20 protein-coding genes are annotated in these 22,499 nt (G+C 43.1%); 16 read left to right on the top strand and 4 right to left on the bottom strand.

Features of this window, described 5'->3' with window-relative positions; all coding sequences use genetic code 11:
- Positions 1-71: 71 nt before the first annotated feature.
- A complete protein-coding gene (locus tag RMX89_RS15970; protein WP_322672176.1) occupies positions 72-398 on the bottom strand; it encodes a hypothetical protein in 327 nt (108 codons plus the stop codon).
- A 202-nt stretch (positions 399-600) separates the two neighbouring features.
- Positions 601-1,428, bottom strand: coding sequence for a carbohydrate ABC transporter permease (locus RMX89_RS15965; RefSeq protein WP_322684503.1), 828 nt, complete (start codon positions 1,426-1,428; stop codon positions 601-603).
- Positions 1,429-1,609: 181 nt separating this feature from the next.
- On the opposite strand from RMX89_RS15965, the gene RMX89_RS15960 reads away from it, so the two are divergent.
- From RMX89_RS15960 to folE, 5 genes are all read left to right on the top strand, one after another.
- The gene (locus RMX89_RS15960; protein WP_322689575.1) at positions 1,610-2,308 is read left to right on the top strand and encodes an aldehyde oxygenase (deformylating); all 699 of its coding nucleotides are present in this window, start codon (positions 1,610-1,612) and stop codon (positions 2,306-2,308) included.
- A gap of 135 nt (positions 2,309-2,443) precedes the next feature.
- Positions 2,444-3,463 carry a long-chain acyl-[acyl-carrier-protein] reductase gene (locus tag RMX89_RS15955; RefSeq protein ID WP_322672173.1) on the top strand — a complete coding sequence of 340 codons (1,020 nt, stop codon included), beginning with the start codon at positions 2,444-2,446 and terminating at the stop codon, positions 3,461-3,463.
- A 168-nt stretch (positions 3,464-3,631) separates the two neighbouring features.
- Positions 3,632-4,612: an acetyl-CoA carboxylase carboxyltransferase subunit alpha gene (locus RMX89_RS15950; RefSeq protein WP_094349744.1), complete on the top strand. Its 981-nt coding sequence runs from the start codon at positions 3,632-3,634 to the stop codon at positions 4,610-4,612.
- Between the two features lie 362 nt (positions 4,613-4,974).
- On the top strand, positions 4,975-5,700 hold the full coding sequence (locus RMX89_RS15945) for an SDR family oxidoreductase (RefSeq protein WP_322672172.1): 726 nt from the start codon (positions 4,975-4,977) through the stop codon (positions 5,698-5,700).
- Between the two features lie 106 nt (positions 5,701-5,806).
- Positions 5,807-6,514, top strand: a complete 708-nt coding sequence (folE, locus tag RMX89_RS15940) for a GTP cyclohydrolase I FolE (protein WP_322672171.1) — start codon at positions 5,807-5,809, stop codon at positions 6,512-6,514.
- A 99-nt stretch (positions 6,515-6,613) separates the two neighbouring features.
- Here folE and RMX89_RS15935 read toward each other — a convergent pair whose 3' ends face one another.
- Positions 6,614-7,243, bottom strand: coding sequence for a phosphoribosylanthranilate isomerase (locus RMX89_RS15935; RefSeq protein WP_322672170.1), 630 nt, complete (start codon positions 7,241-7,243; stop codon positions 6,614-6,616).
- Positions 7,244-7,357: 114 nt separating this feature from the next.
- Here RMX89_RS15935 and psaK point away from each other — a divergent pair, with 114 nt between their 5' ends.
- The 9 genes from psaK (at position 7,358) to RMX89_RS15890 (ending at position 18,522) form a co-directional block, all read left to right on the top strand.
- Entirely contained in the window at positions 7,358-7,612 is a 255-nt protein-coding gene (psaK, locus tag RMX89_RS15930; protein ID WP_322672169.1) for a photosystem I reaction center subunit PsaK, read from the top strand.
- 339 nt (positions 7,613-7,951) lie between these two features.
- Positions 7,952-9,148: a site-2 protease family protein gene (locus RMX89_RS15925; protein WP_322689574.1), complete on the top strand. Its 1,197-nt coding sequence runs from the start codon at positions 7,952-7,954 to the stop codon at positions 9,146-9,148.
- 283 nt (positions 9,149-9,431) lie between these two features.
- Positions 9,432-10,802, top strand: coding sequence for a ribosome biogenesis GTPase Der (gene der / locus RMX89_RS15920; protein WP_322689573.1), 1,371 nt, complete (start codon positions 9,432-9,434; stop codon positions 10,800-10,802).
- A 200-nt stretch (positions 10,803-11,002) separates the two neighbouring features.
- Complete coding sequence (locus tag RMX89_RS15915; RefSeq protein WP_322684505.1) at positions 11,003-11,920, top strand: energy-coupling factor transporter transmembrane protein EcfT; 918 nt, start codon at positions 11,003-11,005, stop codon at positions 11,918-11,920.
- Positions 11,921-12,782: 862 nt separating this feature from the next.
- Positions 12,783-13,061 carry a transcriptional coactivator PipX gene (gene pipX, locus RMX89_RS15910; protein ID WP_069068710.1) on the top strand — a complete coding sequence of 93 codons (279 nt, stop codon included), beginning with the start codon at positions 12,783-12,785 and terminating at the stop codon, positions 13,059-13,061.
- Positions 13,058-13,726, top strand: a complete 669-nt coding sequence (locus RMX89_RS15905; protein WP_322689572.1) for a YggS family pyridoxal phosphate-dependent enzyme — start codon at positions 13,058-13,060, stop codon at positions 13,724-13,726. Before pipX ends, RMX89_RS15905 begins: the two co-directional genes overlap by 4 nt.
- A gap of 392 nt (positions 13,727-14,118) precedes the next feature.
- Entirely contained in the window at positions 14,119-14,724 is a 606-nt protein-coding gene (locus tag RMX89_RS15900) for a cell division protein SepF (RefSeq protein ID WP_322659462.1), read from the top strand.
- Positions 14,725-14,893: 169 nt separating this feature from the next.
- Positions 14,894-15,712 (top strand): pyrroline-5-carboxylate reductase, encoded by an 819-nt coding sequence (gene proC, locus RMX89_RS15895; protein ID WP_322689571.1) that lies wholly within the window; start codon positions 14,894-14,896, stop codon positions 15,710-15,712.
- Between the two features lie 134 nt (positions 15,713-15,846).
- Positions 15,847-18,522 carry an RNA helicase gene (locus tag RMX89_RS15890; RefSeq protein ID WP_322689570.1) on the top strand — a complete coding sequence of 892 codons (2,676 nt, stop codon included), beginning with the start codon at positions 15,847-15,849 and terminating at the stop codon, positions 18,520-18,522.
- A gap of 244 nt (positions 18,523-18,766) precedes the next feature.
- Here the strand turns inward: RMX89_RS15890 and RMX89_RS15885 are convergent, their stop codons facing one another.
- Positions 18,767-19,150, bottom strand: coding sequence for a hypothetical protein (locus RMX89_RS15885; protein ID WP_322676543.1), 384 nt, complete (start codon positions 19,148-19,150; stop codon positions 18,767-18,769).
- Between the two features lie 566 nt (positions 19,151-19,716).
- On the opposite strand from RMX89_RS15885, the gene RMX89_RS15880 reads away from it, so the two are divergent.
- Together RMX89_RS15880 and RMX89_RS15875 are read left to right on the top strand one after the other, a co-directional pair.
- Complete coding sequence (locus tag RMX89_RS15880) at positions 19,717-21,711, top strand: heavy metal translocating P-type ATPase (RefSeq protein ID WP_322689569.1); 1,995 nt, start codon at positions 19,717-19,719, stop codon at positions 21,709-21,711.
- 95 nt (positions 21,712-21,806) lie between these two features.
- Entirely contained in the window at positions 21,807-22,484 is a 678-nt protein-coding gene (locus tag RMX89_RS15875) for a hypothetical protein (RefSeq protein WP_322689568.1), read from the top strand.
- Positions 22,485-22,499 lie beyond the last annotated feature (15 nt).

Below are 22,499 nucleotides of genomic sequence, written 5' to 3'. Positions count from 1 at the left end.
TACATAAAAGCAAAGTTTAGTATTTTTACATTCACTAGAATAAACTCTTTGCAGTCCGAAGATAAAATTATTTAGCAGTTACAGCCTAAAGGGCTACCAGTTGATGGACAAGGGATACACAATGCTTTTTTGACTAACACAATTTCTGGTATTGAAGGTCTTGAAGTTTCTGCCAATAATGCATTGGGTTGCTGTTCATCAAGTGCATCATCAGATTGGAGTTGATTTGGATCGAGATTACACTGCCAATGAATTCTCAAGACTCTATATTCTAATAAGCCGTACTTTTCAAGCACTGAGTGTAAGTCAGCGTTTTCTAAGCTTTCATTCATTTTCTGCTGAATTTCTTCTTGTAACTGCTGTAATATTTGAGGATCTATGACTTGTTGAGAACTCATGAGTGTTTTCGTTCCTGACGGGAGGTGTATAATTATTGCTTCAGTTTAGTTAGCAATGATTACGCTCAGTGTCATAAAAGTTCATAATTTTCCTGCGAGATTTTCTTTACAGCTATTTTTAACTAATACCAATTCAAATTATTTCTTGTCGAGTGGGCATCTCTAGTAACTAAAATCGGGCTTTTACTTACCGCCTTCCCCACTAATTCTTAATCCCTGTCGCAGCAATACCCTGAAGAAATTGACGCTGACCGATGAGAAATAATACCATCACTGGAATTGTGGCTATTGTTACTGCTGCCATCATCAAGGGCCAATTATTCGTAAATTGCTCCTGAAACTCAGCCAATGCTAGTTGCACTGTGCTTAATTCTGGTCTTGTCGTAAATACTAGAGGCTTAAATAAATCATTCCACTCACCGATAAAGGTGAACAAAAAAAGTGTTAGCAAGGCCGGACGAGCTAAAGGTAACATCACCCGCCACAAAATTTGCAGTCGGTTCGCCCCATCTATCGCTGCGGCTTCCTCTAACTCTACAGGAATTGTCTGGAAATACTGACGTAATAAGAAAATCCCATATCCGCTAACCGCAGTGGGTAAAATCAGCGCCCAGTATGTATTTATCAGGTGTCCCCACTTCAACACCAAAAAGATGGGAATCACCAATAACTGAAAGGGAATCACTAAAGTTGCTAAAACGACTAATAACAGTGCTTGGCGTCCCCGAAACTTCAACCGTGCTAGGGCGTAACCAGCCAAAGCAGAAGTGACAATCTGAAACGCCGTCACAGCGATCGCTACCAAGGTAGAATTAGCAAACGCCAGCAAAAATTTTCCTTGTTGCCACGCAACGCGGTAATTTGCTAAAGACCAGTTATTTTTGAACAAATTTTCTGGGCTGGCGGATGTCGGTGCAAAGGAGGTGAGAAAGACCACAAACAATGGTAGTAAAACGATAAATGCCCCTAGCAGTAAGATTACTAGGCTCAAAAAATCGCTAGATTTCAGATTCGGGTTTGATTTGAACATAAACTTAAACTGCAAAGCATTTATTTCGCTAGTACTAGAACATTGCCCCCAGCAACAATTAATCTATAAACATAGTCTACTTGTTAAGTTAAATTAAACCACAGTAATTGTTACTCTTAGTTCATAGGGAAAATCAATACTTGGTGTCAAATAACTCAGGTTTACAGGAGTAAAGATAACTATGCAGCAGCTTGCAGACCAATTTAAAGAATTAGATTTCAAGAGCGAAACATACAAAGATGCTTATAGCCGGATTAATGCGATCGTGATTGAAGGGGAACAAGAAGCCCATGAAAATTACATCACATTAGCCCAACTGCTGCCAGAATCTCATGATGAATTGATTCGCCTCTCCAAGATGGAAAGCCGACACAAGAAAGGATTTGAAGCTTGTGGGCGGAATTTGGAAGTTACCCCAGATTTGCAATTTGCCAAGGAATTTTTCTCTGGACTACACCAAAATTTCCAAACAGCAGCAGCGTCCGGGAAGGTCGTTACTTGTCTGTTGATTCAGTCTTTGATTATCGAATGTTTTGCGATCGCAGCATATAACATTTACATCCCCGTCGCCGATGCTTTTGCCCGCAAAATCACGGAGGGAGTAGTAAAAGATGAGTATAGCCACCTCAACTTTGGAGAAGTTTGGTTGAAAGAACACTTCACAGAATCCAAAGCTGAACTTGAACTTGCAAATCGCCATAACCTACCCATCGTCTGGAAAATGCTCAACCAAGTAGAGGGTGATGCCCACACAATGGCAATGGAAAAAGATGCTTTAGTAGAAGACTTTATGATTCAATACGGTGAAGCATTAAGTAACATAGGCTTCACGACTCGCGACATCATGCGCTTGTCAGCCTACGGACTCATAGCCGCTTAAAAAAGTTAGGAGTGAGGAATGATTAGTGAAATGATTAGTGAGAAATTATGAATCGTACTCCTAACTCCTAACTCCTAACTCCTAACTCTACTAAATTCCACGCCCTCAAGACAGCATAAGCCTAATAATCACTACATGTTTGGTCTAATTGGACATTTGACTAGTTTAGAACACGCTCAATCGGTAGCTCAAGAATTGGGATACCCAGAATATGCCGATCAAGGGCTAGACTTTTGGTGCAGCGCCCCACCGCAAATTGTCGATAGCATTATTGTCACCAGTATAACTGGGCAACAAATTGAAGGACGGTATGTAGAATCTTGCTTTTTGCCAGAGATGCTTGCTAGTAGGCGCATCAAAGCTGCAACACGCAAAATCCTCAACGCGATGGCCCATGCACAAAAGCATGGCATTAACATTACAGCTTTAGGCGGATTTTCCTCAATTATTTTTGAAAACTTTAAGTTAGACCAGTTTAGCCAAGTCCGCAACATTAAACTAGAGTTTGAACGGTTCACTACAGGAAACACACATACTGCCTACATTATTTGTAAGCAGGTGGAAGAAGCCTCAAAACAATTGGGAATCGATCTGTCAAAAGCGACTGTTGCTATATGTGGCGCAACTGGAGATATTGGTAGTGCAGTTACCCGCTGGCTAGATGCGAAAACAGATGTCAAAGAACTTCTGTTGATCGCCCGCGACCAAGAACGCCTCAAAGAACTGCAAGGCGAACTGGGGCGAGGAAAAATCATGGGTTTGACAGAAGCATTACCTGAAGCTGACATTGTAGTTTGGGTTGCGAGTATGCCCAGAGGCGTGGAAATCGACCCCGCCACTTTGAAACAACCCTGTTTATTGATTGATGGTGGCTATCCGAAAAACTTAGCAACAAAAGTTCAGCATCCTGGTGTATATGTGTTAAATGGTGGGATTGTCGAGCATTCCCTGGATATTGACTGGAAAATAATGAAAATCGTCAATATGGACGTGCCAGCCCGCCAGTTATTTGCTTGTTTTGCCGAATCAATGCTGCTGGAATTTGAGAAGTTATACACGAACTTTTCCTGGGGACGGAATCAGATTACCGTAGACAAAATGGAGCAGATTGGTAAGGTATCAGTGAAACATGGATTTAGACCGCTGTTGGTTTAGTCATTGGTCATTGGTCATTGGTTATTAGTCATTGGTCATTAGTCATTGGTCATTAGTCATTGGTCATTGGTCATTGGTCATTTGTTATTTGCAAAGGACAAAGGACAAAGGACAAAAGACAAAAAACAAAGGATAGATAACTTATAACTCGTACTTATAAACCCTACGATGGCAACTACCGAGCGTAAACCGCTACTGTTAGATTTTGAAAAGCCCCTAGCAGAACTCGCAACCCGAATCGATCAAATTCGGCAACTTGCAGAAGAAAATGGCGTTGATGTTTCTGGTCAAATTCGTCAACTAGAAGCACGCGCCATGCAACTACGTGAGGAAATTTTCACTAGTCTATCCCCGTCCCAGCGATTACAAGTCGCTCGTCATCCGCGTCGCCCCAGTACTCTCGATTACATTCAGGCAATTAGTGATGAATGGATGGAATTGCATGGCGATCGCTGTGGTGGTGACGATCCGGCTTTAGTTGGTGGTGTTGGTCGTCTGAGTGGACAACCTGTGGTGATGTTGGGTCATCAAAAAGGACGCGATACTAAAGACAATATTGCCCGTAACTTTGGAATGCCTTACCCTGGCGGCTATCGCAAAGCCATGCGGTTGATGGAACACGCCAACAAGTTTAGTATGCCGATACTAACTTTTATCGACACACCTGGAGCTTGGTCTGGGGTAGAAGCAGAACACCAAGGTCAAGGAGAAGCGATCGCCTACAACTTACGGGAAATGTTTTGCTTAGATGTGCCAATTATCTGCACAGTTATCGGTGAAGGTGGTTCCGGCGGCGCACTTGGTATTGGTGTAGGCGATCGCTTACTCATGTTTGAACACTCCGTTTATACCGTCGCCACTCCCGAAGCCTGCGCTGCAATTTTGTGGAAAGATGCTGGTAAGGCTCCCCAAGCCGCTGTGGCGCTAAAAATTATTTCCCACGACCTGAAAAAGTTGGGAATTATCGACCAAATACTGCCTGAACCCACTGGTGGCGCTCATTCCGACCCCTTAAAAGCCGCTACTACTCTTAAGCAAGTGCTGATGGAAAACTTAGACGAACTCAATCGTTTAACCGCTCCAGAACGCCGCCAACTGCGCTATGAAAAATTCCGCAAAATTGGTGTCTTTACAGAAGTTGCCCACTAAAGCAACTCTATAATGATAGATTAGCAAAACAGCAATGCTATAATTGCCTATGTGCTTAAAGATTTTTAACAATCTAGCCATAGGCATTTGCATTTTTTGCAAGTCTACTCAATTTGATTGAGTGGATTTTGTATTATGTAAATAATCTAATTTGAATGTACGATGTACCGCGTGGTTTTCCAGGCAACAATTTGTTGTCTTTACTGTTAAAAACCACAATATGGTTACTATTGTGCTGCATCATAACATCTGCTTAATGAAAATCATCAGATTTTTAGATTCCTTTAATCTATCCAAACCGAGAAGTGTGAATAATGGGGTGGTAATAGGCTTTGGGAACTGCCAAAACATTGGGAGACACTATGAGTGTTGAGCAAAAACGACGCGCCCTGATTACTGGGGCCAGTAGTGGAATTGGGAAAGCAACAGCTTTAGCCTTTGCAAAAGCGGGAATAGATGTTGCCTTAGTCAGCCGTTCTTTGGATAAGTTGGAGGCAGTAAGAGAAGCCGTAGAGCATACTGGGGTGGAAGCGAAAGCTTACGCTGTAGATTTAGCGCGGATTTTGGAAGTCAAAGACAAGATCCAAGCGATCGCCCTTGACTTTGGTGATATAAACATTCTGGTAAACAATGCTGGCATCGCTTATACAGGCGCTTTGAGCGAAATTCCCCTAGAAGACTGGCAGCAGGTAATTGACTTGAATCTCACCAGTGTGTTTCAGTGCATTGTGGGGATTTTACCTTCAATGCGCGATCGAGGCACAGGCACAATTATCAACGTCGCCTCAATTGCCGCCAAGCAACCCTTTCCCGGTTGGGGAGCATACAGCGTCAGCAAAGCTGGTTTGATAGCCCTCTCTCAAACCCTGGCACAAGAAGAACGCATTCACGGTATTCGTGTCACAGCTATTTGTCCCGGCGCAGTCAATACCGAACTTTGGGATACAGAAACAGTCCATGTCAACTTAGACCGTTCCAAAATGTTAACCCCGGAAATTGTGGCTCAATCAATTCTCTACACAGTTCTGTTACCACAACAGGCAGTGATTGATGAATTGACTCTGATGCCCAGCGCTGGCGCACTCTAAATTAGTCCTTCGTCCTTTGTCTTTTGTCTTTTGCAAATGACCAATGACCAATGACCAATGACTAATGACTAATGACTGATGACTAAACCATAACCAAGACTGAATCATGACTATTGCTAGTTCCAACGGTTCCAATTGCTCTCAATCGCCTCTGATTCCCGATTTGGCAGAAGCCATAACTCCTAGACCCGATCGCAACACCCACAACGGGCGACAACCGGATGTGTTCCCGCCAACAGAGGAACAGATGGAGGAAATGAAAGACGCCGTGCGGACACTAATACTGGGAGTTGGCGAAGACCCCGAACGCGAAGGACTCCTAAAAACACCCAAACGAGTAGCCGAAGCAATGCGGTTTCTGACCAGTGGCTACAACCAATCTCTTGAAGAACTTGTTAACGATGCCATCTTTGATGAAGGGCATAGCGAGATGGTACTTGTTAGAGATATTAACTTCTTTAGTCTGTGCGAACACCACATGCTGCCATTTATGGGTAGAGCGCACGTTGCTTATATTCCTAACCAAAAAGTTGTTGGACTGAGTAAGCTGGCCCGGATTGTTGAGATGTATTCCCGTCGCTTACAAGTACAAGAGAGACTAACCCGCCAAATTGCCGAAGCAATCCAGACCATTTTAGAACCTCAAGGCGTTGCTGTAGTGATGGAAGCTAGCCACATGTGTATGGTGATGCGTGGCGTCCAGAAACCAGGTTCTTGGACTGTCACGAGCGCAATGCTTGGTGTATTTCAAGAAGACAACAAAACCCGCGAAGAATTTTTCAACTTGATTCGCCACCAACCAGCATTCTTTTAATAAATGGGGAGTGGGGTTAGGGGAGAGGTGACAGGTGACAGGTAACAGGTGACAGGGAATAATCTGTACCCTGTTACCTGTACCCTATTGCCTTCTTCACTACCTCCTCCCCAACTTCTCAAACAACTTGGCTACTTTATCTAAATCCTTATCTCCTGGTGTCCGTTCCACACCACTAGATAAATCAACGCCGCTAGGATTGACCTGATTTAGGGCTTGCACAATATTATCGGCTGTTAATCCTCCTGCTAAAAGCCAAGGACAACTAGGGCTAAATTGCTCTAGCATCGTCCAATCTAAAGTTTTGCCTGTACCACCTAGTTGTTGCGGATGGTAGGCGTCAAGTAGCAAAGTATCTACAAATTTGGTGTAATCAGCCGTTGTGTCAAGATGCTCAAGACTACGAATTCTCAGTGCTTTAATAATTTCGACATTGGGTAAAGCTTGACGTAATTGGTAGCAAAAATTTGTTGATTCATCTCCGTGCAACTGCACACCAGTCAATCCAGAATCAGCAACTATCTGACTGATTTCAGGGATACTAGCGTTGGCAAAAACCCCAATTGTGTCAATATTTGCTGGGAGTTCTGCCACTGCTGCCCGAATTTGGGATTTAGTCACGTAACGAGGTGAGTTTGGCACACAAATAAATCCTAGTGCCGTTGCGCCTAGAGAGGCGATCGCTATAGACTGCTGTGGTTGAGTGATGCCGCAAATCTTAACGCGCATAAAAAATTTAACAACAAATTTAAAATAATATCAAGAAAGTCTAAACTATCCGAAAAACTTTTGTGCCTTGGTAATTTTATAATCTTGTAGGTCTATATTTTAGGAGACAAAAGCTTGATTTCATCTATTTTACTAGCAGCAGCTGAAACTGTTCCCGCAACACCCGCGTGGAATCCCACAGTAGGAATCATCATCAGCATCAGTAGCTTAGTAATAGTTTTACTAAGTACTAGAATTGAAAAACCCTTAGTTGGCCCCAAGTTCCCTATCCTGCCGATTAGTATTCCAACATTCGTTGCAGCGATGGCTTTTGGTCATATTATCGGCGTTGGCATTGTTTTAGGATTGACTAACATCGGTCGTCTATAGTTTTGTGATGACAGAGGTGTTACTTGTAACCCCGCTATCGATGCAAAACTCCTAAAAATGATTTTGGGCAGGGGGAGTAGGGGGTGAAGAAGGGAATAGGTTACAGGGTAAAGAGTATAGATTATTCCCTGTCACCTGTTACCTCTCACCTTTACCTTAACCTCATGCCCAATTCCCAATTCCAGAGTTTTGCTCACAGGCATTAATTGTCTATTCTAGAAATAAGAGCATTTCGTCACTTGTTACTACCGAATCGATACTCAATATAGATGTGTATAGGAACAAAGGAAGTATTTCGGTATAAAAAGTACTGGCGATATCTAGTTTTAGGGCAATGTAATGCAAACAAATTGGAGAATTGGGTCATTATTTGGAATTCCCCTGTTTTTAGACCCGTTATGGTTTGTGATTTTAGGGTTGGCAACCCTGAATTTTGGGGTAGCTTACCAGGAATGGGGGCCTGTTATAGCTTGGAGTGCTGGAATAGTTATGGCACTGCTGCTATTTGGTTCGGTGCTATTGCATGAGTTGGGTCATAGCTTGGTAGCCCGATCGCAAGGTATTAGAGTTAATTCAATTACCCTATTTATGTTTGGCGGGATTGCTGCCATTGAAGAAGAATCTAAAACTCCTTTTAAAGCCTTTCAAGTAGCGATCGCTGGGCCTTTGGTAAGTATCATTCTATTTTTCCTGCTCCGTCTGGCAGCTTTGGCGATACCTGATACTAATCCCCTCAGTGTCATGGTCGGAGATTTGGCAAGAATTAACTTAGTGGTGGCTCTATTTAACTTGATTCCCGGCTTACCTCTAGATGGAGGGCAAGTATTAAAAGCAGCACTATGGCAAATCACAGGTAATCGTTTTCAAGCCGTACACTTGGCTGCAAAATCTGGGCAAATATTGGGTTATGCTGCGATCGCTTTCGGATTTGTTGTAGATTTCGTCACCAGAGAGTTAGTAGTTGGTTTGTGGATTGCGCTGTTAGGTTGGTTTGCTGTCCGCAATGCTAACACCTATGACAACATGACCACATTGCAAGAAAGCTTACTCAAAGTGGTAGCGGCCGATGCGATGACCCGTGATTTTCGCGTAATTGATGCTGACCAGACATTGCGTTCCTTTGCCGATTTATACCTCCTAGAAACCACTCCCTCACAGGTTTATTTTGCCGCTTCTGATGGACGTTATCGGGGTCTAGTTTCCATTGACGATTTCCGTTTAACCCAAAGGAGTGAATGGGAAACCGAAACCTTACACAGCATAGTGCGTCCGCTGACAGAAATACCTACCGTCACAGAATCCACATCGATCGCTGAGGTAATTAACAAGCTAGAAAATGAGCAGTTACCGAGAATTACCGTCCTTTCTCCGGCTGGTGCTGTAGCTGGTGTAATCGATCGGGGAGATATTGTGCGATCGCTGGTAGAAAAGTTAAATTTGCAGATAACCGATGCTGAAATTAAGCGCATCAAGGAAGAAGGTAGCTATCCACCAGGGTTGCAACTGGGAGTAATCGCGAAATCAACTACAAATTAAACGTCATACCCTCGTCATAGGTTTGCAATAGATACGTCAAAAGCGTGTGTGATATTTAATTTGGTATTTGGTTACAAAATGCTTTTTTTGGGTAAAAGGTAGGAAAATTTCCTACCTTTTTTATTTTTCAAAGTATGGTATTACCAAACAGCCCACACTTCGGCTGCGCTCAGTGACCGTCGTAGACATCGCCTCAGATGATGGTAAATTATTAAAACTTCAAGTTTAAAGCGAGTAAAATGTAAGTACGTGATATACTACGTCTCTCACTTACCCTGGTTTTATGGCACTGCCAATTGTTGCAATTATCGGACGCCCAAATGTGGGCAAATCCACCCTGGTTAATCGACTCGCCGGGGAACAAACGGCGATTGTCCATGATGAACCGGGAGTGACACGCGATCGCACTTATCTACCAGCTTTCTGGAATGGTCGCGAATTTTTAGTGGTAGACACCGGTGGTTTAGTTTTTAATGATGATACCGAATTTTTACCACTGATTCGCCAACAGGCAATGACAGCCCTTACAGAAGCGTGTGCCGCTATTTTTGTCGTCGATGGTAAAACAGGGCCGACATCGGCAGATTTAGAAATCGCCGAATGGATGCGCCAACAACCCGTACCTGTGCTACTAGCTGTAAATAAATGTGAATCCCCAGAACAAGGCTTAATGCAAGCTGCCGAATTTTGGGAATTGGGATTGGGCGAGCCTTACCCCATCTCCGCGATTCATGGCAGTGGCACAGGAGAATTACTCGACGAGTTAGTTAATCACATCCCTGCTATTGAAGACATTCCAGAAACGAATGAAATCAAAGTAGCAATTGTGGGACGCCCAAATGTGGGCAAATCGAGTTTACTCAATGCTTTTGTCGGGCAAGAAAGGGCAATTGTCAGCCCTATTTCCGGCACAACCCGCGATGCTATTGATACCGTCATTGAACGAGCCGGACAAACCTACCGCTTGATTGATACCGCCGGCATTCGTAAAAAGAAACACATCGAATACGGCACAGAATTCTTTAGTATTAACCGGGCTTTCAAAGCGATTCGCCGCGCTGACGTGGTTTTATTAGTAATAGATGCTTTAGATGGAGTCACCGAGCAAGACCAAAAATTAGCTGGGCGGATTATCGAAGATGGTCGAGCTTGCATCATCGTCGTTAATAAGTGGGATGCTGTCGAAAAAGACTCTTACACAATCTACGACTACGAAAAAACTCTGCAATCGCGGTTACATTTTACCGAATGGGCAGAAACAATTTTTGTAAGTGCCTTGTCAGGGCAACGGGTAGAAAAGATTTTGGAATTGGTGAAAACGGCGGCTGAATCACACAAACGCCGTGTCAGCACATCAGTAATTAACGAAGTCTTAACCGATGCCGTGAGTTGGCATTCACCGCCGGCATCCCGTGGTGGGCGTCAAGGGAAGATTTATTATGGTACACAAGTAAGTAGCCAACCACCAACGATCGCCCTATTTGTCAACGACTCGAAACGCTTCAACGACAACTACCGCCGCTACATTGAACGCCAATTCCGGCAACAGCTAGGATTTAAAGGCACACCAATTATTTTGCTGTGGCGGAGCAAGAAAGTTCGTGATGCCGAAAGTGGTAATGTTAATAGAGCAACTCGCGTCAAAATAAGTTAGGAGACGCGATGAATCGCGTCTGTACAAGAGAGATGCGATTAATCGCGTCTGTACAAGAGTTATGAGTTAAAGTCAAAATTGCTAACTATAGAACCCTATCGACTTGAGTTTGATAGCGGCAGAAGGTGAAAGTTATGAGTTAAAGTCAAAACTCCTAACTCCTCACTCCTAACTACTCACTCTTAACTCCTAACTCTAAAATGGATTTATTGCGATCGCTGCCACTTGGACTTTATTTAGAACAACCCCAAACTTGGCTGCATAAAATCGATCCGCGAGTCAAGTTCGCTTGGTTGATGAGCTTTTTAACTAGCTATGTTTTAGCCAACAACTTTTGGCGGGTGCTGCTGGTGGTAATTTTGATTATTGCCACCTTGATTGCCAGAATTCCCCGACGTGTATGGCAGCAGCAAATGGGTTGGCTATTAATGCTATCTTTTTTTGTGCTAGCGATCGCAGCCATCAGTCCTGATGGATTGGGTGTAGATTATCAGTCACGCCTGCCAGCTAATGAACAAATATTAACCCAGCAAGCATTCTCTAATAATATTCAAGAGCCACCAGCCGAGAAAAAAGCATACAGCTACGTGCTATTTCATAAAGGCCCGGTTAAAGTAACTCGCTACTCATTGAGTTTGGCAGTACGCCTGAGTACACTTATATTTACCGTCATTTACAGCACTAACCTCTATCTGCTGACAACCGCACCAGAAGAAATCACATCTGGCATAGAAAGCTTAATGCAACCCTTGCGACGCTTCAAGTTGCCTGTCACAGAAATTGCTTTAACTTTAACCTTGTCCTTGCGCTTCATTCCCTTGGTTTTAGAAGAAGTGCAAAACTTATTTCGCTCCGTGATGACAAGGGCAATTAATTGGAAAAAGCTGGGATTGAAAGGAGCATTCAAGGTTTGGATGACAGTCGCAGAGAGACTTTTAGAAAATCTGCTCTTACGAGCTGACCAAATGGCAAATGCCATGATGGTGCGGGGTTTTACCAGTCCCAATGAGCATCGAGTCCAGTGGCACGATTTACGATTAAAAGGGCGTGACTGGCTGGCGATCGCAACTTTAATCTTATTCTGGGGAATACGGCTAGCTATCGGAACTCAGGCGTAATTTTGCACCGAAAAAATGGTAAGAGGTAATACAGCAGAATTCAGAATTCAGGAGTCAGAAGTAAAACATTAAATTGCCGTCTCTACCAAAGACTAATTATTGTAGAGACTGCGATTCATCGCGTCTCTTGCCTTAACCGAACAGTATTGAGCTATAAGTAACAATATGGTAGGGTAATTTAAATAGCTACCCAGCCATAAAATTGATCCCCTACCATTTCCTGTAGATTTTAGCTATTAACCAGCCTTACGCGAACACTACAAACTAATCTTAAGATTTTCGATCGAGTACCCTTATAAATCTCTGCACAATGCTCAGGCACAAATTGCACCACTGAAAATACTGGATAATCAATAGACCTTTTGCATAAATGATAGTTTTCTTCCAGTACCCAGTACCCAATCCCCATTACCCCTTATCCCCAGAGGGAACCCCACCTTCCCCAATTTTGTGCCATTGGGCAACAGTTGTGGCAGTATGGAAAGAAGTTGAAAAATTCGCCGTTGCCGTTGGGAACTTCAAAGGGTGTTTTTCCTTCTCACGTCGAACTTTCAACCAGAGGAGCGGCAATGTTTTGTGCCTTGTCCCCACAGATTGCTAAATTGAAGTCACCAAAGCAGATGGTGATATTTGTCAAACAGCCTCTACTCTTTGAATCTACGCTTCGCGGCTTCTGTTGTACCATTGCGCTTCACTACCACTAGCTTCATCTGCCCATTAGGAACTAGATCGAGGTCTTCGTAACCGCAGCTTCGCATTTTAACCAAATATTCTGACGAATGTTGGTATTATCGTCTGAATGTTTGGAATTCACTGCGAAAAGATATATATACTTCCACCTTGACTACACCTTGACTCTTAAATGAATCCAGAAAACGCAGAAACTTACATAAACCATCCAACTTGGGGTTTACTCTACAAAATCTGTATGGTTGATGAGAACCAGGATTTGTTCACCACACTTTATGCCCAGCGCTTATTTTTTTTGGTGGCAAATGACGTTAAAGGTGTTAAATTCCAGTCTCTAGGACGTACTGAGGCAAGAATGATGTTGGAAAATCGCTTACGTACCCTGCGGCGCAGTGGGCATTCTCAGGAGTACGATCAGCTTCAGAGTGTTTTCCAGCGCACCTTCCAATGAACAGTTCGATTTCCGAACGTATTGTTACTATTCGCTCCTCACTGCCAACTTCAGTCAAATTGATTGCTGTTAGCAAGCAAGTTTCTGTCCAGGCCATTCGCTCTGCATACAACGCCGGAATTCGTGATTTCGGGGAAAGTCGTATCCAAGAAGCTGCCAGCAAACAAGCCGAGTTGCAAGACTTACCGGATATTACCTGGCACTTTATTGGACATTTGCAAAGCAATAAAGCCAAAAAAGCCATTGAGCATTTCCCTTGGATTCACTCCGTGGATAATTTGAAGCTGGCACAGCGCTTAGACCAATTGGCGCAACAGCTAGGAGTGAGTCCCCAGGTTTGCTTACAAGTGAAAATTCTCCCCGATGCCAACAAGTCTGGTTGGAGTGTGCCAGAACTTTTGGCTGATTTACCCACACTCAATTCTTACAAAAATTTACAAATTCAAGGTTTGATGACAATTCCACCTTCAGGATTAAATGATTCTGAAATTCTCAGTGTGTTTAATCGCAATCGTCAGCTAGCCAAAGAAATCCAGGAGCAAAACTGGTCGCATATTAAAATGCAGCACCTATCTATGGGTATGTCAGGCGACTACGAACTAGCAGTGCAAGCAGGCGCAACGATGGTACGATTAGGAACCATATTGTTTGGCGATCGCTCTTAGCCGATTAATCATCAGCCTTACTCTTCAGTATTAATAGAAATTAATAGAAGCTAAGGATTTGATGACAAGAATTTTGTAACAGACTGGTGCAATCGGAAACAAAGGATATAGTATTGACAAGAGCAATAGCCAAGAGAAAATGGGGTATAAAGAAGTTTCCTTCGGATAAACCTTAGGATATAATCTTGACTCATTATTGTGTTTGGGCGATGCACAGACCTTTCCAATAAGTGTCAGTTCATCGCCAAAACTCGTAATATAGGCTACAACTAGCAGTAAAGTTGCTGAAGTATCCATTGATGTAGCGTATACCGCCGTAGGCATCGCTCTTAACTCAATCAATCCTCAGCCAAGTCAATGCAGGCAATTCGCATCAGGAGAGTACACGCACCATGAACAACATATTTTCCAAACTCAGAGACTTTGTGGGTCTAAATGAGCAAGTAGAATACGAGTATTACGAAGAAGAACCAGAAACAGATAATAATAATTACCAAAATCTGTATCAGCAAGAAAATCCCCAGCCAGCACCACAAGAGAGTCCAGCCGCTCAAAATCGACGCTGGCGGGAACCAGTGCCTACAATGGGAGATGATATGACAGCAGGTTCAAAGCCAATGGGGAATGTGATTGGTATGCCAGGAGCAATTAACGGAATTTCGGAAGTTTTAGTACTCGAACCACGCACCTTTGAAGAAATGCCCCAGGCAATTCAAGCGTTGCGCGAACGCAAGTCAGTGGTATTAAATCTGACAATCATGGACCCAGATCAAGCTCAACGAGCAGTAGATTTTGTTGCAGGTGGTACTTACGCACTAGATGGACATCAAGAGCGCATCGGTGAGAGCATCTTTTTGTTTACACCAAGTTGTGTCCAAGTTAGCACCCAAGGTGGCGTTCTTCATGAAGTACCACAACCACCAGTACGTCCCTCTCGTCCGACAACAGGTACTCCAAATCAAACCTGGGGCAACGAAACTAACCGGATGGCACAATAAAGTTAAATTAGTAGTTAGTCCTTTGTCCTTTGTCATTTGTCCTGGGTTTTGCTCATGGTGACAAATGACAAACGACTAATGACTAATGACCAATGACCCTTACGGGTTCGCCAGTCACTCATGGGGGAAACCCCCAAGACCGCGCTGGCTCACTAATGACTAATGACTAATGACTATAAAATTTGGCTTAATTGGTGGTGGGGTAATGGGAGAAGCGCTCTTATCCCGCCTGATCGCGCGTGGAATTTATCAATCATCAGAAGTCATAGTTAGCGAACCACTATCTTCACGCCTAGATTTTTTAAAGCAGCAATACGGTGTTGCTGTAACGACAGATAATAGCCAGGTTTTCACTGAAGCAAAAGAAGTTCTATTTTTGGCAGTAAAACCGCAGGTGTTTAGCGCGATCGCTCAAGAATTAGCAGATATTGATATTCTTAATAGAGAACATACACCTCTAATCATTTCTATTTTGGCGGGTGTGCCTTTAAGTCAGCTAGAAGCTGCATTTGTGCAATTGCCAGTGATTAGAGCAATGCCCAACACCCCGGCAACAGTGGGAGCAGGAGTTACTGCGATTTGTTTAGGTGCATATACTAATGCCAAGCATTACCAAATAGCACAGCAAGTTTTTGCTGCTGTCGGTGAAGTCGTGGAAATTTCAGAAGGGCTGATGGATGCAGTTACAGGGCTATCTGGTAGCGGCCCCGCTTACGTGGCGCTCATGGTAGAAGCACTTGCAGATGGCGGAGTAGCCGCAGGTTTACCTAGAACAATTGCCAATCAACTAGCCTTGCAAACCGTACTAGGAACAGCAAAACTGTTGCAGGAAACCAAAATACACCCAGCAGAACTCAAAGATCGTGTTACCAGTCCCGGCGGTACAACCATTGCGGGGATTGCCAAGCTAGAACAGGCAGGATTTCGTTCAGCTTTAATTGAAGCAGTCAAAGCTGCCACAGAGCGATCGCAAGAACTGGGAAAATAGATAAGAGTCATTTGTCATTTGTCATTGGTCATTAGTTTTAGACAAAAGACAAAGGACAAATGACAAATGACCACTAACGAAGTTGACAAAAGACTCGTTAGTATAGTAAACAATCTGGTTGCAAATGTGATTGAGTGAATTATCCTGCACCGTCTCCAGAACTTGACTTAGGGTTTATATTTCCCTTTGAACTGGATCAGTTTCAAAAAGAAGCGATCGCGTCCCTGAACGCTGGGCGCTCCGTAGTCGTATGTGCCCCCACAGGTTCGGGCAAAACATTAGTCGGGGAATACGCCATTTATCGCGCCCTAGCGCGAGGAAAACGCGTGTTTTATACTACTCCCCTGAAGGCGCTGTCGAATCAAAAATTACGTGACTTTCGAGAAAAATTCGGGTTCGATCGAGTCGGACTGTTAACTGGAGATGCTTCCATTAACAGAGATGCACCGATTTTGGTGATGACCACAGAAATTTTCCGAAATATGCTCTATGGCACACCCATTGGGCAAATCGGCATCTCATTAGTAGATGTTGAAGCAGTGATCCTTGATGAGTGCCACTACATGAACGATCGCCAGCGCGGTACAGTTTGGGAAGAATCAATCATCTATTGTCCTCGTGAAGTGCAACTGGCAGCCCTCTCAGCAACGGTTGCCAATAGCGATCAACTCACCGACTGGCTAAATCGCGTTCACGGGCCAACTGACCTAATTTACTCCGATTTTCGCCCAGTCCCCTTAGAATTTCACTTTTGCAATCCTAAAGGGTTATTTCCCCTGCTGAATGATAGTAAAACCAAAATTAACCCTCGACTTCAGAAGAAAAAGGGGAAAGGGGGAGAAAGGGATAGGGGCAGAAATGGCAGACCAGAGGCTCCTGGTATAATTTATACCTTGAGCCAGTTAGAGCAACGGGATATGCTACCAGCAATTTACTTTATCTTCAGCCGCCGGGGATGTGATAAAGCGGTGGCGGAAGTGGGTGATTTATGGCTGGTAAATAATGAAGAGTCTCAGATTTTGCGGCAACAAATTGATGACTTTTTAGCCCGCAATCCTGAAGCCGGACGTTCTGGACAAATTGCCCCCCTGTATCGGGGAATTGCTGCCCACCACGCTGGGATTTTACCTGCTTGGAAAGCATTGGTAGAAGAACTATTTCAGCAAGGGCTGATTAAAGTAGTATTCGCCACCGAGACGCTAGCAGCAGGAATTAATATGCCCGCCCGGACAACGGTAATTTCTACCCTTTCCAAGCGGACTGACACCGGACACCGCCTGTTGAACGCTTCCGAATTTTTGCAAATGGCGGGACGAGCAGGCCGCCGGGGGATGGATAAACAAGGTCATGTGGTGACAGTCCAAACTCCCTTTGAAGGAGCCAAAGAAGCGGCGTATTTGGGAACATCCAAGCCAGACCCTCTAGTAAGCCAGTTTACGCCTAGTTATGGCATGGTACTCAACTTGCTGCAAACCCATACCCTAGAGCAAACCAGGGAACTGATAGAGCGCAGTTTTGGGCAGTACATGGCGACCTTGCATTTACGCCCAGAATACGATGAGATTGCCGAATTGCAAACCCAATTAGCTCAATTACATGAGCAAATTGCCGCAGTTGATGAAAATGAACTGGCTATTTATGAAAAATTGCGGCAACGCCTAAAGGTGGAACGCCAGATATTGAAAACCTTGCAAGAGCAAGCACAAGAAGACCGCCAAGAAGAATTGGTGATGATGTTGGGCTTTGCAGTGTCAGGAACTCTGTTGAGTCTCAAGGGCAAAAATATCACAGTATCTTCACCTGTAACGGCAGTTTTGGTGGGAAAATCACCTGGTTCTGGTCAAGCTCCTTACTTGGTATGCTTGGGGCACGATAACCGCTGGTATGTGGCAACCACAGGGGATGTAGTCGATTTGTATGCCGAACTGCCACGAATTGAAGTGCCACCTAATGTATTACCACCACCAGAGATGCCTTTGAAGCCAGGACAATCGCGCCGTGGTAACGAAGAAAGCTTTGCGATCGCCACGCGTATTCCCGATCCGATAGAATCTTTGCATCTAGCCCCAGAAGTAGCAGAACAACTCAGTCGCACTACCGCCATCCAAGAGCAATTAGAAGCTCATCCCCTACATCAATCAGGCAATGCGGCAACGCTTTTCAAGCGCCGCGCCCGCTATGTCGAACTAGAAGCCGAACTCGAACAGTTGCAAGGGCAAGTAGAGCAACAATCACAACGTCATTGGGAAGAGTTTTTGAATTTAATCGCAATTCTGCAACACTTTGGCGCTTTGGATAACTTAGTTCCCACACAATTAGGGCAAATCGCTGCCGCCATTCGAGGCGAGAATGAATTGTGGCTAGGTTTAGTATTCGCTAGCGGCGAATTGGATAACTTAGACCCGCATCATTTAGCCGCCGCCGCCGCCGCTTTGGTGATGGAAACGCCCCGTCCAGATAGCAAGGTTAACTTTGACCTCAGTAATGAAGTTGCAGAAGCCTTGGCAAAATTGCGGGGAATTCGCCGCCAAATGTTCCAACTACAACGGCGTTATAATGTGGCGCTGCCTATCTGGTTGGAATTTGAGTTAATTGCCATAGTGGAACAATGGGCGCTAGGAATGGAGTGGATAGAACTGTGCGAAAACACCACTTTGGATGAAGGTGATGTGGTGAGAATTTTACGGCGGACGTTGGATTTATTATCACAAATACCCCACGTTCCCCATTTGCCAGATTCTTTCCAACGCAATGCCTATCGGGCGATGCAGTTGATTGATAGATTCCCTGTGAATGAGGTGGTTGAATAAATAGGATGTTCTGACGCACACAGAATATTTGATAATTTATCTGCGTATTTTTCTCTCAGGACTTAAGCAAAATTAGATGCTGTTGGGGCAATTCATGAATTACCCCAACAAGAAATTTAAATGTTACCCAAATAATAGTAGTGGTACGTAGTTAAAAATGCCTTTTTGGTTTTGTATATCTTCTATACGTGATTGATCGCGTGTATCTAACAAAACTTATAGTCGCTATCAGCGCTATTGAATGTTAGTAGACCAAGTTTCCAGTACCCTGCAACTGACGCAAAGAATTCATACATAATGGACAGTCGCAGCCAAATACTTTAATTGCCATATCGCTTTCCTCGTCAGTAAAATTCAACATGGCAACATTTTGATCTGATACTGATGTGACAATGGTCGAGGAACGTCCAGATGAGGTATACGGTTTCTTTCTCTCTGAATCTCGAATGCAGACAAAATCGTTTCCACCATGTGGGTTAGTGATACAGGTACGACCATCTTGTGTGTGCATCAATCGCTGTGTAATACTACCACTTGCATGGGCAGGATGGAATGTCACCAGCGTAGACATCATCGACACAAAGATTGAGGAACTGGAAAGCAAATTCAGAAGAATTTTTTTGTTCATAGATTTCCTTGAAAAAATTGTCTACTAGCTTAGGGTATTCCATTAACTTTCAAACTTCAAGTGACTTTTCCCTAAGAATAGCTAGATAGACACTTGTTGCTCAGGAAAGTTCCATATCTACCTAGTTCGATCGCAAATTATTTGTTACATCATAATTCAGCAATCAAACATGCTCGATGTCTAGCTTTGAGACGCAAGTTGAGTACTTCAGCAAATTTAAATCTGCTGATATTCCCCAGAGCGTGATTGTTCGCTTGATGCAAGTATAAGAGCTTAATTAAATTAAAGCTCGTAATTAGCGGACGCAACCCTCTAATTTCTTATACAGAGCGATAAATCGCTTACTACGAACAAAAGTTACATTTTAGATTGTTTTATAGAATTCAGAACCACTATCTTTACAAGTTTATCAATTTTAATTTGAATCAAAAAATAATACATATATTTAGCAATAGTTTTGAGATAGATTCTCGTTCTTAAAATATCAACTTGTAAAAATTTATTTTTTTCATTACATTTGTAAAAAGGCTCATATATCAACTAACTTACTAGCCTGCATAGAAAAAATGAAGCAGAAAGTACATTCAGAATCTTCAGATTGTTGCAACTGTGGACATGATCATCACGAGAATCATAACCATGTTCATAATCACAATCATGATGAGAATCATAACCATGACCACAATCACGAACACGGTGGAGAATTCAATCTCAAAAATGAGATATTGCCTCTGGTAGGAATTTTAAGTTTATATGCACCTGGTGTAATTTTTGAAAATCAATTACACAATACATTCTACTCGATAGGAGAATATCTTCTTTTCATACCTGCTTATTTATTAAGCGGATGGAGTGTTTTAAAAACTGCTGGGCGTAATATACTCAGAGGCAGAATATTTGATGAAACCTTTTTGATGACAGTGGCGACATTAGGAGCGATCGGAATTCATAAATTACCCGAAGCTGTCGGGGTAATGTTATTTTACAAAATTGGAGAATTGTTCCAAGATATTGCTGTCAGTCGTTCCCGTGATTCCATCAAAGCATTATTGGAAGTCCGCCCAGATTATGCAAATATCCAAATAGATGGAGAACTGACAAAAGTATCACCAGAAACAGTAAAGATTGGGGATATTATCGTTGTCAAGCCTGGAGAAAAGATTCCCTTAGATGGCGAAATTATCGATGGTAATTCACAAGTTGATACATCTGCCTTAACTGGAGAATCTGTACCACGAACGGTGAGACTGGGAGAGACAGTTTTAGCTGGGATGATCAATAAAATAGGTGTTCTCAGTATTAAAGTAACAAAACTATTTGATGAATCTTCCATTGCTAAGATTTTAGATTTGGTGCAGAATGCCAAAAGTAAAAAAGCAGAAACAGAAAAATTTATTACTGTATTTGCCCGATATTATACGCCCATCGTAGTTTTTATATCTCTAGCAGTTGCAATATTACCTCCGTTATTCATTTCGGGTGCAACATCTTCCGAATGGATTTATCGGGCCCTAATTTTACTAGTTATCTCCTGTCCATGTGGACTCGTTATTAGTATTCCATTAGGTTACTTTGGAGGTGTGGGAGGTGCAGCCAGACGTGGTATTCTGGTGAAAGGCTCTACTTTTTTAGATACTTTAAATGCAGTCGATACAGTTGTTTTTGATAAAACTGGAACATTAACGAAAGGTGTATTTCAAGTAGCGAAAATAGTACCATTAAATGGTTGGGATGAGCAAGAATTACTGCAATTAGCTGCCAAAGTAGAATCACACTCAAATCATCCCATCGCTCAATCGATACATAAGGCTTATGGTGGAAAAATAGATGAATTTGAGGTGAGAGATTATGAAGAGATAGCAGGTTATGGAATTAGAGCCAAGATTGAAAATAGAGTAGTGATAGCGGGAAGCGATCGCCTATTGCATAAAGAGCAGATTTCTCACGATAATTGCCAGTTAGAGGGAACAGTTATCCATCTAGCAGTGGATAATATTTACGCTGGATATATTGTCATCGCTGATGAACTCAAAAAAGATGCGAGACTTGCTATTCAAGCACTCAAGGGAATGGGTGTAGAGAGAACAGTAATGTTGACAGGAGATAATCAAGCGATCGCTTCCCAAGTTGCTCAACAGCTAGGCATAGATACCTACGAAGCAGAGTTATTACCTGAAGAAAAAGTTAATGCCATTGAGAAGTTACTCAGCACCGCAGGCAAGCATGGTAAAGTTGCTTTTGTTGGGGATGGGATTAATGATGCACCAGTGATTACTAGAGCAGATGTTGGTATGGCAATGGGTGGGTTAGGTTCAGATGCAGCGATCGAAACTGCCGATATTGTGATTATGACAGATGCACCCTCAAAAGTGGCAGAGGCAATCCAAATCGCCAGAAAAACAAGGCAAATTGTTTGGCAAAATATTGGGTTTGCGTTAGCAATTAAAGGTGTATTTATTGGATTGGGTATTTTCGGGATAGCGACAATGTGGGAAGCTGTATTTGCTGATGTCGGAGTAGCAATGCTGGCAATTTTAAACGCGACTAGAGCGATGAAATAAAGTTATTAGAAAATCGGGAATCTTTAATTGGTAATTTGTAGTAGTTAAAATATGAGAACTTCTCACTCATATTCTGCTACCCAATAGTAAAACCCATGAATTCATCAATCAAAGGGATTGTTACAGCTACTTTAGCTTTACTGCTAAACTATTCCGCAAACCCAGCCTTTGCACTACCCCAGAAAATCAATCACCCAATTACTGTTGCTAAATCGCAACCCTTAAAAGATACCTTAATTGTTCCTGGGGAAAGGGTAGGGCCGATAACACGCACAACCACCAAGCAGGATTTAGTCAAACTGTTTGGTGCATCCCATCTCGTTGATAAAACTATCTCTGGTGCTGAAGGAATAGGTAGTTTTGCAGCTACTCAGTTAAATCTAAATCAGGGGCGATCGCTTTTGGTAGTTTGGAGTGATAATACTCGTACCAAACCTTTAGATGTGCGTAACCTGGGTTCAGCTTGGAAAACCCGCGAAGGTATTGGAGTGGGAACCCCGTTGAGCGAGTTACGTAAAAAATTAGGTAATTTTAAACTCTATGGATTGGGTTGGGATTACGGCGGCACTATTTTGTTAGATAGTAGTAAATTATCCCGTTATCAAGGCAAAATCATTTTCCGAGTAGACGCTGCTCCCAATGCTTCTGAAAAGTTTCTCAATGACTACCAAGCAGTGTCAGGGGATGGTACTTTTTCCTCCAGCAATCCCCACTGGAAACCTTTGGGAATTAGGCTAGCAGAAATTATCGTTGTATTGAATCAAAGTGAGTAGTGGTATGCTAAACAT

It is taken from the genome of Nostoc sp. DedSLP04 (assembly GCF_034530775.1).
Classification (GTDB): domain Bacteria; phylum Cyanobacteriota; class Cyanobacteriia; order Cyanobacteriales; family Nostocaceae; genus Nostoc.
Note: the sequence above shows the minus strand (reverse complement) of the source record. Positions and strands in the feature narration are given on the sequence as shown.